This is a genomic window from Streptomyces spiramyceticus (assembly GCF_028807635.1).
Taxonomy (GTDB): Bacteria; Actinomycetota; Actinomycetes; order Streptomycetales; family Streptomycetaceae; genus Streptomyces; species Streptomyces spiramyceticus.
In genome coordinates, this window is record NZ_JARBAX010000001.1 from 1815406 (window position 1) to 1828053 (window position 12648).

General features: G+C 69.3%; 11 protein-coding genes and 2 pseudogenes. 1 reads left to right on the top strand and 12 read right to left on the bottom strand.

The features are described from left to right. Positions 1-62: 62 nt before the first annotated feature. The 5 genes and pseudogenes from PXH83_RS08290 to PXH83_RS08310 form a co-directional block, all read right to left on the bottom strand. A complete protein-coding gene (locus tag PXH83_RS08290; protein ID WP_274558348.1) occupies positions 63-683 on the bottom strand; it encodes an SCO2584 family spore wall biosynthesis protein in 621 nt (206 codons plus the stop codon). Positions 684-743: 60 nt separating this feature from the next. After that, positions 744-2045: a glutamate-5-semialdehyde dehydrogenase gene (locus tag PXH83_RS08295; RefSeq protein ID WP_274558351.1), complete on the bottom strand. Its 1302-nt coding sequence runs from the start codon at positions 2043-2045 to the stop codon at positions 744-746. A 119-nt stretch (positions 2046-2164) separates the two neighbouring features. After that, entirely contained in the window at positions 2165-2656 is a 492-nt protein-coding gene (locus PXH83_RS08300) for a hypothetical protein (protein ID WP_274558353.1), read from the bottom strand. 119 nt (positions 2657-2775) lie between these two features. Further along, on the bottom strand, positions 2776-3903 hold the full coding sequence (gene proB / locus PXH83_RS08305) for a glutamate 5-kinase (protein WP_274558356.1): 1128 nt from the start codon (positions 3901-3903) through the stop codon (positions 2776-2778). Positions 3904-4055: 152 nt separating this feature from the next. Beyond that, a pseudogene (locus PXH83_RS08310) lies at positions 4056-4190 on the bottom strand (dTDP-glucose 4,6-dehydratase); the annotation flags it as partial. Here PXH83_RS08310 and PXH83_RS32435 point away from each other — a divergent pair. Then, on the top strand, positions 4180-4344 hold the full coding sequence (locus PXH83_RS32435; RefSeq protein ID WP_420803239.1) for a hypothetical protein: 165 nt from the start codon (positions 4180-4182) through the stop codon (positions 4342-4344). The pseudogene PXH83_RS08310 and the gene PXH83_RS32435 sit on opposite strands and share 11 nt — an antisense overlap. A 31-nt stretch (positions 4345-4375) precedes the next feature. On the opposite strand, the gene PXH83_RS08320 is transcribed toward PXH83_RS32435, so the two are convergent. From PXH83_RS08320 to PXH83_RS08350, 7 genes and pseudogenes are all read right to left on the bottom strand, one after another. Next, a complete protein-coding gene (locus tag PXH83_RS08320) occupies positions 4376-5632 on the bottom strand; it encodes a glycosyltransferase family 2 protein (RefSeq protein WP_274558359.1) in 1257 nt (418 codons plus the stop codon). Positions 5633-5791: 159 nt separating this feature from the next. Beyond that, entirely contained in the window at positions 5792-7975 is a 2184-nt protein-coding gene (locus tag PXH83_RS08325) for a hypothetical protein (RefSeq protein WP_274558361.1), read from the bottom strand. A 143-nt stretch (positions 7976-8118) separates the two neighbouring features. Then, complete coding sequence (locus PXH83_RS08330) at positions 8119-9618, bottom strand: bifunctional cytidylyltransferase/SDR family oxidoreductase (protein ID WP_274558364.1); 1500 nt, start codon at positions 9616-9618, stop codon at positions 8119-8121. Between the two features lie 385 nt (positions 9619-10003). Beyond that, a complete protein-coding gene (gene obgE / locus PXH83_RS08335) occupies positions 10004-11437 on the bottom strand; it encodes a GTPase ObgE (protein ID WP_214918392.1) in 1434 nt (477 codons plus the stop codon). A 132-nt stretch (positions 11438-11569) separates the two neighbouring features. Further along, entirely contained in the window at positions 11570-11827 is a 258-nt protein-coding gene (rpmA, locus tag PXH83_RS08340) for a 50S ribosomal protein L27 (protein WP_028813462.1), read from the bottom strand. A 12-nt stretch (positions 11828-11839) separates the two neighbouring features. Next, the gene (gene rplU, locus PXH83_RS08345) at positions 11840-12160 is read right to left on the bottom strand and encodes a 50S ribosomal protein L21 (RefSeq protein WP_214918395.1); all 321 of its coding nucleotides are present in this window, start codon (positions 12158-12160) and stop codon (positions 11840-11842) included. A 210-nt stretch (positions 12161-12370) separates the two neighbouring features. Further along, positions 12371-12562: pseudogene (locus PXH83_RS08350) on the bottom strand (CDP-glycerol glycerophosphotransferase family protein); the annotation flags it as partial. Positions 12563-12648 lie beyond the last annotated feature (86 nt).

Genomic DNA, 12648 nt, shown 5'->3' on the forward strand with positions numbered 1-12648 from the left:
TGCCCACCCGGTCGGAAGGCGCTGCCCACCCGGGCGGAAGGTCCTGCCACCCGCTCCGAAGGTCAGGGCGTGCGCGGCACCGCGGACGCGGCGGGCGCGGAGTACTCGGCGGAGGCCGAGGGCCCTCCGGGCATCACCGGAGCGCCGGGCCTGGGGGTCTCACTGGTCGCCGGCGGCACCTGGTCCTGCCGGTCGGAGGACGCCCCCCGGTAGACGGCGGTGAAGGCGAGCGCGACCATCCCGATGCCCATCAGCAGGGCGAGCAGCCAGGCCACGGGCCGGTGCCAGCGCGCATGCCCTCGGTAGGGGCGCAGGGCGCCGCCGTGCCGTCCGTACGGCCCCCTGCTGTCGTATGCGCCGTCGTCGTAGCCGTCGTCGTCCGAAGGGCCGTACGCGCCGTCGTGAAGGGGGTCGCGCCCGGAGCCGTACTCGGACCCGTACCCGTCGTCGTAGAGGTCGTCGTCCGACGGGCCCTTGCCTGCCCTGGCCCTGGCGGCCTCGGCGTCGGCGCGTGCCTGGGCGGCGGCCAGCAGCCGCTCCACAGCGGTCGGTTCATGAATCTCGGCGGCCCGTACAAAGTCCTCGTCGAACACCACGGAGGCGAAGTCCTCGTCCGCGCCTCCGCGGTCGTCGTCGGGCTCCCAGCCGTCCGGAAACGGCTTGCCCCCCACGTCGTCCGGCACCCGTTCAGCCTAGCCCTGACGGGTCGGTTTGGGCAGGGAAAAGTGCGAACCGGGAGTGGGTCAGCGTGTGTGGCCGTCGCCCGTCACGATGTACTTCGTCGAGGTCAGCTCGGGCAGCCCCATCGGGCCACGGGCGTGCAACTTCTGCGTGGAGATCCCAATTTCGGCGCCGAATCCGAACTGGCCGCCGTCCGTGAAACGCGTGGACGCGTTCACCGCGACCGTCGTCGAGTCCACCAGCTGCGTGAAGCTGCGGGCCGCGGCCTGCGACGTCGTGACGATCACCTCGGTGTGGCCGGAGGTCCACCGCCGGATGTGTTCGACGGCGCCGTCCAGCGAGTCGACGACGGCAGCCGCGATGTCGTACGACAGGTACTCGGTCTCCCAGTCCTCCGTCGTGGCCGGCACGACGGTGGCCTTGGACGCGCCGGCGTACGCCGCCACCCGCTCGTCCGCGTGCACCGTGACGCCCGCGTCGGCGAGCGCGTCCAGGGCGCGCGGCAGGAAGGCGTCGGCGATGTCCTGGTGGACGAGGAGGGTCTCGGCGGCGTTGCAGACGCTGGGCCGCTGGGCCTTGGAGTTGATCAGGATGTCGACGGCCATGTCGATGTCGGCGCGGGCGTCGACGTAGACGTGGCAGTTCCCGGTGCCGGTCTCGATGACGGGGACGGTGGATTCCTCGACGACCGTACGGATGAGCGAGGCGCCGCCGCGCGGGATCAGGACGTCGACCAGGCCACGGGCCCGCATGAGCTCCCGTACCGAATCGCGGGACTCCCCCGGCACGAGCTGTACGGCGTCGGCGGGCAGCCCGGCCGCGGCGACGGCGTCGCGCAGGACGGCGACGAGCGCGGTGTTGGAGGCGTACGCCGACGAGGAGCCGCGCAGCAGCACGGCGTTGCCGGACTTGAGGCAGAGGGCGGCGGCGTCCACGGTCACGTTGGGGCGGGCCTCGTAGATGATCCCGACGACGCCGAGCGGCACGCGGACCTGGCGGAGGTCGATGCCGTTGGGCAGGGTGGAGCCGCGTACAACCTCGCCGACCGGGTCGGGCAGCGCGGCCACGTCCCGTACGTCGGAGGCGATGGCGGCGACCCGCTCCGGGGTCAGGGTGAGCCGGTCGATCACCGTCTCGCTGGTGCCCGCGGCGCGGGCCTTGGCGATGTCCTGGGCGTTGGCCTCGACGATCTCGGCCGTCCTGGCGACCAGCGCTTCGGCGATCGCGAGCAGTGCGGAGTCCTTGGCGGAGCGCGGGAGTGGCGCGATCTCGGCAGCGGCGGTGCGGGCCCGCCGGGCGGTCCGGAGGACCGGGGACTCGGGTGACTGCGGGGCGGAATCGGCGAGGGGAGAGTGCGAGGTCATGCCCGCAGGGTAATGCGCCCGCTGCGGGCGTTCATGGTCTATCCCGCTCCGCGAGACGCCGCGCCCACGTCGCGATCACGGCCGGGCCCGCCTCACGATCGCAGCACCTGTGGCAGCGGTCAGTACGGATGAACGCCGACGGGGGCCGCGGGCGGCGGGCCGTACCCCTCCGCGATCCGCTGGTGGTACGTGTCCCTGTCGATGACCTCCAGGCCCACGATCTCCCACGGCGGCAGCTTCGCCGTCGACCGGTGCTCGCCCCACAGGCGCAGCGCGACCGCTGCCGCGTCGTGCAGGTCCCGGGCCTCTTCCCAGTACCGGATCTCCGCGTGATCATTGGCGTATCTGCTGGTCAGCAGGAAAGGATGGTCGTGGGCAAGCTGTTCGAGACCTCGCCTGACCTCCTTCAGCGGTGCCTCGGCGCCCGAGACGCTCAGGGTGATGTGCCAGAGCCTGGACACCTCACGGTTGCCGTGGATCTCCCGGCCGGGAGCCGGCCTCTGCTCCGACTCCGTCTTCGGGGCGTCGCCGAAGTCCGCCCCTGCCCCGACACTCGTCAGGGCTCGCTCGGCCGTCCCTCGGGGCAGCGCCCCCGGACGCGCTCGTCTCACCGGCGGCCTCCTGTAATGCGTTGTCGTGCTGTACTCCCCAGCAAAGTTGACCAGTCCTGAGCCGGGCGCGTGACGGTTTTCGGGAAGGTGTCTGCCGCGAGACCGGACTTTCAGCCGTTTCAGGGGGCGAGAAGAACCAGATCGTCCCTGTGTACGACCTCGCGCTCGTACGTCGGCCCGAGCTCTTTCGCCAGGTCACGGGTGGAGCGGCCGAGCAGCTGCGGGAGCTCCTTGGCGTCGTAGTTGACGAGCCCCCGGGCGACGGCCCGGCCCGCGGTGTCGCGCAGCTCCACCGGGTCGCCCGCGCTGAACTCCCCCTCGACCCCGGCGATCCCGGCGGGCAGCAGCGACGTACGCCGCTCGACCACGGCCCGTACGGCCCCGTCGTCGAGGATGAGCGCGCCCTGCGGGGTGGAGGCGTGGGCCAGCCACAGCAGGCGGTCGGCGCTGCGGCGGCCGGTGGGGTGGAAGTGGGTGCCCGTGTCGCGGCCGGCGAGGGCGTCGGCGGCGTGGCTGGCGGAGGTGAGGACGACGGGGATGCCGGCGGCTGCTGCGATACGCGCCGCCTCGACCTTGGTGACCATGCCGCCGGTACCGACGCCCGCCTTGCCGGCGCTGCCGATGGAGACGTGCGCGATGTCCTCGGGGCTGCGGACATCGTCGATGCGTGAGGTGCCGGGGGTGCTGGGGTCGCCGTCGTAGAGTCCGTCGACGTCCGAGAGCAGGACCAGCAGGTCGGCCCGTACGAGATGGGCTACGAGGGCGGCGAGCCTGTCGTTGTCGCCGAAGCGGATCTCGTCCGTGGCGACGGTGTCGTTCTCGTTGACGACCGGGACCGCGCCCATGGCGATCAGCTGGTCCAGGGTCCGGTATGCGTTGCGGTAGTGGGCACGGCGGCTGGTGTCGTCCGTGGTCAGCAGCACCTGGCCGACGCGTACGCCGTAGCGCGCGAAGGAGGCGGTGTAGCGGGCGACGAGCAGGCCCTGGCCGACGCTGGCGGCGGCCTGCTGCCTGGCGAGGTCCTTGGGGCGGCGGGCGAGCCCGAGCGGTGCGAGTCCGGCGGCGATGGCACCGCTCGACACCAGCACGATCTCCTTCTCGCCGCCGCTGCGCGTCTTGGCGAGGACGTCGACGAGGGCGTCGACGCGGTCGGCGTCGAGGCCGCCCGATGCGGTGGTGAGTGAGGAGGATCCGATCTTGACGACGATCCTGCGGGCTTCCGCTACGCCCTGCCTTGCCGCTGACACGTACAGACCCCACTTTTTGCTCGCCCGGTTCTCCCCGCAATGTACGTGAGCAGGTCCGGATGCCGCCTCCGCATTCCGCAGCATGGACGACCGACGGGCAGGACAGGACCGTCAGCGTGCGGGCCGGACCGTCCCGGGCAGCGTCGTCGAGCAGCCGGAAGGCGCGCGATGAGCTCCGGGTCGCAGATGCCGCCCTGCACGAAGGCGAATCCGCGATGTGCGCGCACCTCGTCGAGATTCGCCCGATTGCCCGCGTACGTGATCTTGTCGAGCACCGTGACCGACACCCTGGACGCCACGGTCGATGATCTCGTCGCTCTCATCGACCGTACCCTCCATAAGCGGTTCGGCGGTCTCCAGCACCGAACGGTTGACATCCGGCATGTCAGCGACATTGCCGGTGTCCTTCCAGCACCGTTCCTGAGGCTGTTGGCCGGGTGATGCGCGCGCACTCCCCCCACATGACGTCCCGTCAGGAACGGGCCGGCGTACCCCTTACCGCGCTCTTCGCCATTCGGCGCAACTTGCGGACCACTCGCCGGGCGAACGACAGCTTGGCTCTCGCGCCGTTGCGAGCTGCGATACGGACCCCGCCCACCAACTCCGACACCGTCACCGCGAACATCTCGTCGGGTACGCCCGCCGCCTTGTCGCCGAAGTGCGGATACGCGAGGTACGGCTTGCCCGCGGAACCCCTGCGGACGACCTCGGGCACCGTCTTGCTCCGCATGAACTCCAGGTGGTCGGCCAGCAGATCCGCCCGGCCCTCGGCGACGTAATGCATCCGCAGTCGCTCGGGGACCTTCAGCCGGCGCGCGACGCCGGGCGACCAGTACTTGTCCATGAGCGGCTTGGCCAGCTCCATCTTGTCCTGCCGTGCAGCGGTCTTCAGCTTCAGCCAGCGTGGGTCGAACTGCGGCAGCAGGGTGATCACGAAGGGCCGGATCATCAGCTCGTCGCGCTGCTCCCCCGGCGGGAACAACTTCGCGATCAGATCCATCAGGGCCGTCGCCGAGTCGAACCGCATCGCGTAACTGCCGCTCTGTGTGATGTGCTTGCCGTCGTCGCGGCGCACGATGTAGAGGCAGGTGTAGTCGGCGACGATCGAGACCCCGGCGCTGCGAACATACGCTTCGAGGGTGAAGCGCGCGTCCTCGCCGGTGTACAGCTGCTGGTCGAAGCGCATGTTGTGCCGCTCCAACAGCTCGCGCCGGAAGAGCTTCTCCGCACTGAGCGTGAATTTGATGTTGGACGAGAAGACGTCCGTACGCTCCAGAGTGCGGCCGAACATGGACTGGGGCGCACCCCGCCCAATGCCTTCGATTTTGCCCAGCACCACGTCTGTGCCATTGCGGTCGGCCATCGCGACCATCCGCTCCAGGGCCTCCTCACCGAGGTAGTCGTCGGCGTCGAGGAAGAAGACATAGCGACCGCGCGCCATGCTCAGCCCGACGTTGCGCGGCTTGCTGGGTCCCCCGGAATTCTCCTGGTGGACCACCCTCGTGGCGACCTTGGACTTGGCGGCGAATTCGTCGAGATAGTCTCCGGTCCCGTCGGTCGAGCCGTCGTTGACGGCCACGATCTCTATGCGGTCCGCGCCCAGCGTCTGGGCTTCGACCGACTCCAGGCAGGGGATCAGGTACGGCATTGCTTCGTATGCCCCGACCACCACGGTGACGTCGGGGATTTCACTGGCAGCCAGGCCTGTCACATTCTCGTTCATCGACATCCAAGACAGTCGGCACATGGGTGCGGGTTGTTCACCAACCGTACTTTTCCACGTGACGCTCGCCACAGCGCACCGCAGACCGGCCCGGCAAAACGTCTTAAATGACGTTCTACCGGGCCGGTTCTTTACGCTGTGTGGCTGTCAGTCAGTGCCGGAGGGTCAGCCCGCCACGGTGGAATCGACGTCGGCCGACTGGCTGCCCGTCAGGTCGCTGCCGTTCGGGTCGCTGCCGTTCGGGTCGCCGGTCACCTCCGGCGCCGAGTCGCTCGGCTCCGCCGCCGCGGCGGCCACCTCGACGCCCATGCGCTGCGCCACACCCTGGTTACGGGCCTCGGACTTGGCCGCCAGCGCCCGTACGGCGTCGTTGAACTGGACGATGGACGCGGGCTCGTCGGGACCGAGGAGGTACGCCTTCAGCTCACGCCGTGCGTCCGCCAGCGGGTCGGCGCTCTCGCCGCCCGTGATGGCGGCGAGCAGCTCGTCGAGCTGGGCCGCACTGTTCGAGAGGATCACGGCGGCCCGTACAGCGGTGTTCTGCTGCCTGAACTCCTCGACGCCCAGCTCCGCGGAGTCGGTGACCGCGTACGGCTTGCCGCTCGCGATGAAGTCCGACACGACGCTGGAGATGTCCGAAACCATGCCGTCCGACTCGTTGAAGCAGTCGTACAGACGCGGCTCGGCACCGGTGATGACCCGGTGCTCCCACCAGCCGAAGGAACGCCAGTACGCCGCGTTCCACTCGTCCTTGAGCTGTGCCAGCTCCGCCTCGCGGGCCGGGTCGGCCAGCGCGTCGCGGGAGGTCTCGGCCTCGTCCTTGCCGGTCGGCTTCGCCTTGCCCATGCCCTTGGCACCGAGCTCGCCCAGGCGTACCTCGATACGGGCCAGTTCGGCCTTCGCCGCGCTCTGCTCCGCCTGGAGCTCCGCCGCGTCCTTCGCCCAGCGGGCGTCGGTGGCGCGCTCGGCGGCCGCCGCCTCCACCATGGCGGTGATGCGGGCGTGTACGGCCTTGGCCTGGGGGCTGCGGGTGCCGGTGAAGGGGTGCGGCTTATACAGCACCCTGACGGGCTCCTGGGCCTCCAGGAGGCGCCTGACGATGTTCTCGCCGGCCAGCAGGATCGACGTGTTGCCCGGGTTGTCGTCCCAGCCCTCCCAAGTGGGGGCGTACAGGACGGTCGGGACCGGGTTCTTCGGCGTACCGCTCCAGGTCTGGATGGGGGCGAGCTGGGGGCGGCCCACCTCCACGATGTCCTCGTCGCGTACGCCGACGTCGGCGAGGGCGTAGCGGTCACGGCCTGCCCGGCCCGCGCTCCACACCTCGTCGTACACCTTGCTGAACGGGTTGATGCTCGCGACCTTGTCGCTGTCGCCGTGGCCGATGAAGACGTGCTTCATGGTGGGGACGCGCAGCAGGTGGATGTTCTTGCCGACGTTGGCGGCGTAGAGAGCGACGCGGACCGTGGAGAGGTCCATGTTCATCAGGTGCGTGGCGCTCGGGACGCAGAGCACCGGCACGGAGGTCGGGCCGAGCTGACCCACGATGTGGCGCTCGCGCAGGACGATCAGCGGCCTGCCCTCGACCTGCTTCATAGTGTCGAGCCACATGTTGACCTGGTACGCCGAGTCCCGGGAGCCGGAGAAGTACAGGACCGTGGTCGGCCGGTACTCCCGCAGCCACTCGTCGACGCACTGGAGGACGGTGTCCGTGGCCGGGACGCGGCGGTTGCGCCGCAGGTACGGCAGCAGCGCGGCGACGTAGGCGATCGCCAGGGCGACGGTGAGGCCGAGGCCGACGTAACCGAAGAGATCCTTGCCGCTCTGGACCGCGATCAGGACGCCCGCGAAGCCGAAGATGTCGAGGTGCAGCATCTTCTCGGCGGATCGGTTCAGCAGCCGCCGCGACGGGGCCGACGGGATGCGCAGCGTGCCGAGGTCGATGTTGCGGGTGACCACCGGCATCTTGCGGCGCAGCCGGACCAGGGTCACGAGCGCGCCGTGCGGGGCCTGGAGGCCGTAGAACAGCAGGAGGGAGGCGATCGTCACGTAGAAGATCGTCTGCTCGGCGAGCTGCATGCGGGCCAGCAACAGGATCAGCAGCAGCTGGCGCACCAGGAAGCGGATCGACAGACCCGCGCGCACCTTGCCGAGGCGATTGATCAGGTAGCTACCACGCTGGTGCAGATGCTGGTCCGCGACATACGTCGCGGCGACGGCGGCCGCGAAGATCCAGAGGTTCGGGATCAGGGCGGCAAGCATGATGCACGGATACCCGAGCCCGATCACTGCGGCGGCGGCCAGCTCGGATCCGCTGCCCACACGGGCCAGACGGATGGCGGTCGAAATCACGAAGAACCTGCTCCAGAGGGTGCCGGTTATTTACGGTGTTAATTACGGTGCAAATGTGAAGCCGAGCTCCACGAACTCGGGCCTCTGCAGGTCGCTGCTGGCGACTACAGAGGCCCGAATCAGTCAAGGATTGTCAAGGAGTATTACACATCTGCCTGACGGTCCAGGACGGCGGCCAGCGCCTGCTCGAAGCCGGAAGCCTCGGAGGCACCGCGGGTCGGGTCGACCTGCCGTACGTCGATGACGTGACCCGTCAACTCGGAGAGCAGTACGTCCAGCGACGTACGGGCCACGGCCTCGGAGGACAGCAGCGAGCCCGCGGGCTCGTCGCCGAACGCCTTGGTGCGCATGGGGGTCGCCGTGCGCTCCGGGTTGACGCAGTTGACGCGTACGCCGTCGGCCGCCCACTCGTCCGCGAGGGCCTGGGTGAGGTTCACCATGGCGGCCTTCGTGGAGGAGTAGAGGCTGTACTCGGCGCGGCCGCGGGTGTAGCTGCTGGACGTGTAGAGCAGCAGCTGGCCCTTGGTCTCGGCGAGGTACTTGTGCGAGGCGCGGGCGATCTGGACGGGGGCCAGGTAGTTGACGTTCAGCGCTTCCTGGATGGTCGTGTTGTCCGTCTCGGCGAGCTTGCCGATGCGGAGCACGCCCGCCGTGTTGATCACGTAGTCGATACGGCCTGTCTCCGAGTACGCCTTCGACAGGGCGTCGTCGACGTGCTCGGGGTTCTCGACGTGCGTACCGGTGGTGGAGCGGCCCAGGGCGTACACCTTGGCGCCGTACTGCTCGGCGAGGGTCGCGATGTCCGCGCCGATGCCGTACGAGCCGCCGAAGACGACCAGCGTCTTGCCGGCGAGGAGCTCGCGGTACGCGGCCTCGTCGGCCTGCTGCGGGGCGGCGGTGGAGGCGAGCTGGAACAGCTTGTCGGCGATGAAGACGTCGACGGGCTGCGTCACCTTCATGTTGTACTCGTCGCCCGCGACAACGTAGATCGGCACGTCCGGCAGGTACTTCAGTACGACCGAGCAGTCGTCGGTGGCCTGGAAGTTCGGGTCACCGGCCGCGACCTCGTACGCCTTGCGGATGGTCGACAGCTTGAAGGCCTGCGGGGTCTGGCCGCGGCGCAGCCGGGACCGGTCCGGGACCTCGGTGATGAACTCGCCGTCGCCGCCGTGCGTACGCGTCACGATGATCGTGTCCGCGGACGGGATGGCGACGTCGACCGCGTCGTAGCGCTCCAGCGCGTCGACGCAGTCCTGGATCACACGCTGTGACAGGAGCGGCCGCACGGCGTCGTGGAAGAGGACGTTGCGGTCCTCGCCGTCGAGGAGCCCCTCGCCGAGCGCGGAGATGGCGCGCTCGGTGGTCTCGTTGCGCGTCGTACCGCCCTCGATGATCTTCGTGACCTTGGTGAGGCAGGCCTTGGCGACGATCTTCTCGACGTCGGGAACGTAACCCGGCGCCATCAACACGATGATGTCGTCGATGCCTTCCGCCTGCTCGAAGATCGACAGCGTGTGCTCGATGACCGCCTTGCCTGCGATCTTCAGCAACTGCTTCGGGATCGACAGACCCACACGCTGACCGGTACCACCGGCGAGCACGACTGCTGTGGTTCGGGGCTTCGCTATGGGCTGCACAGACACAGACGACCTACCTTGCGAGGGCTGGGAGACAGGCTGATGGTCGCACTCTCCGTGACCGTCTCGCAAGGTGGACGTCGTTCTGCCGACATCTGTGCGAAACCGCAGGTGCGCGTGGGGTACATGCGGGGGCTGGTGGCCGATGCGCGCTGCACGGTGACAGATGCCACAGGGGTTGCCCGAGCACGGCGGCCCCGGACGCCCGAAGGCGTCCGGGGCCGGGAGCTTCCCCCAGAAGGGGTCGAACTCGTCGTACTCGCGCTGTGCGTCGTCGCGCGCCACCTCGCGGACCGAGCCCCGCGGCCGCCCTCGCACTGCTCGGCCCCACGGGGCCTCACAAGCTTCGAGCGGCTGCGCCGGACTCCGTCCGCCGGCCCCTCCGCACCGCCTAGAAGGGATCGAACTCGTCGTACTCGCGCTGTGCGTCGTCGCGCGCCGCCTCGCGGTCCCGGCGGCGCGTCGCCGCCGGGCGCGGGGCTTCGAGGCGATGGTCCTCGCCTCGACGGCCGAGCATCTCCGCGCCCGCCATCATCGTCGGCTCCCAATCGAAGACGACCGCGTTCTCCTCTTCACCGATCGCGACCGCGTCACCCGCACGCGCACCGGCCTTCATCAGCCTGTCCTCGACTCCGAGGCGGCTGAGGCGGTCCGCGAGGTAACCCACGGCCTCGTCGTTGCTGAAGTCGGTCTGGCGCACCCAGCGCTCCGGCTTCTCGCCGCGCACGCGGAAGACGCCGTCCTCCTCCGTGACCGTGAAGCCCGCGTCGTCGACGGCCTTCGGGCGGATGACGATGCGGGTCGCCTCCTCCTTCGGCTTCGCCGCGCGCGCCTTGGCGACGACCTCGGCGAGCGCGAAGGACAGCTCCTTGAGGCCCGTACGCGCGACCGCGGACACCTCGAAGACGCGGTAGCCGCGTGCCTCCAGGTCCGGGCGGATCATGTCCGCGAGGTCCTGACCGTCCGGGATGTCGATCTTGTTGAGGACCACCACGCGCGGCCGGTCGCCCAGGCCGCCGTACTGCGCCAGCTCCTCCTCGATGACGTCGAGGTCGGTCAGCGGGTCGCGGTCGGACTCCAGCGTCGCCGTGTCCAGTACGTGCACGAGCACCGAGCAGCGCTCCACGTGCCGCAGGAACTCCAGGCCCAGGCCACGGCCCTGGCTCGCGCCCGGGATCAAGCCCGGGACGTCGGCGATCGTGTAGACGGTCGAGCCGGCCGTGACGACACCGAGGTTCGGTACGAGCGTGGTGAACGGGTAGTCCGCGATCTTCGGCTTGGCCGCGCTCAGCACCGAGATCAGCGAGGATTTGCCGGCGCTCGGGTAGCCGACCAGCGCCACGTCGGCGACGGTCTTGAGCTCCAGGACGATGTCGCCGCCCTTGCCCGGCTCACCGAGCAGCGCGAAGCCGGGCGCCTTGCGGCGGGCCGAGGCCAGCGCCGCGTTGCCGAGGCCGCCGCGGCCGCCCTCACCGGCGACGTAGGTGGTGCCGTGGCCGACCATGTCGGCCAGGACGTTGCCGTCCTTGTCGAGGACGACGGTGCCGTCGGGGACCGGCAGGACCAGGTCCTGGCCGTCCTTGCCGGAGCGGTTGTCGCCCGCGCCGGGCTGGCCGTTGGTGGCCTTGCGGTGGGGGCTGTGGTGATAGTCGAGCAGTGTGGTCACGGACTGGTCGACGACGAGCGTGACGTCGCCGCCACGCCCGCCGTTGCCGCCGTCCGGGCCGCCCAGCGGCTTGAACTTCTCACGGTGTACGGAGGCGCAGCCGTGGCCTCCGTTACCCGCGGCGACATGCAGTTCGACGCGGTCCACGAAGGTGGTCATGGGTGGGTCCTCCAGTACATACGGAAATGTCTACATACGTAACACGCCAAGGGCGGCCGCGCTTCCCCGTCTACCGGGAAAGCGCGTCCGCCCTCGGAAAGTGCTGTGCGTACCGCTCGACGAAAGCCGGAATTACTCGGCGATCGGAACGATGTTCACAACCTTGCGGCCACGGTGCGTGCCGAACTCGACCGCACCGGCGGCGAGAGCGAACAGCGTGTCGTCGCCACCACGGCCGACGCCCGTACCCGGGTGGAAGTGGGTGCCGCGCTGGCGGACCAGGATCTCACCGGCGTTGACGGCCTGACCGCCGAAGCGCTTCACGCCGAGCCGCTGGGCATTGGAATCGCGACCGTTCCGAGTGGACGATGCGCCCTTCTTGTGTGCCATGTCTCAGTCCCTTTACTTCGCAGCCGTGGGGATACCGGTGACCTTGATCGCCGTGTACTGCTGGCGGTGACCCTGGCGACGGCGGTAGCCGGTCTTGTTCTTGTACCGAAGGATGTCGATCTTGGCACCCTTGTGGTGGTCCACGACCTCGGCGGTGACCTTGATGCCGGCCAGGACCCACGGGTCGCTGGTGACGGAGTCGCCGTCGACCACGAGCAGGGTCGAGAGCTCGACCGTGTCGCCAACATTGGCCGTGGGAATCTTGTCAACCTCAACGATGTCGTCGACAGCAACCTTGTGCTGGCGACCACCGCTGCGCACGATGGCGTACACGCGGATCTCTCTTTCGCTCGGAACGGGACCCCTGATGCCAGCCGCTCGCACGGGCCGGGGCCCGCGACGAATCCGAATGGACGAGCGGCCTCTAACAGCACACCTGAGGAGTGCTGGAAGGGAGATGCTCAGGAGATGGCGTGCACAAAAACACGCCGACGGTCAAGAGTACGGGCCCCCGGCAGGGAGGGTCAAACCGGGTCCGCCGGGTCACTCCCCCACCAGGTCCCCCGCAGCCATCTCCAGCATCCGGTCCACCACACGGGCTGCGGCGCGGCCGTCCGAGGGCTCGCAGAAGTCCTTCACGAACCGCTCGTACTTCTCCTTGTACTCCGCCGACACCGAGTCGATGTTCCTGATCGCCTCCACCAGGTCCTCGGACGTCTTGCTGGGCGGGGACGGCACCGACAGCTCTTGGGCGGACACATGGGCAGCTGACACGCGGACAGCAGGCGCATGAACAGCCGTGTGGGCTGCCCCGGAAGTGA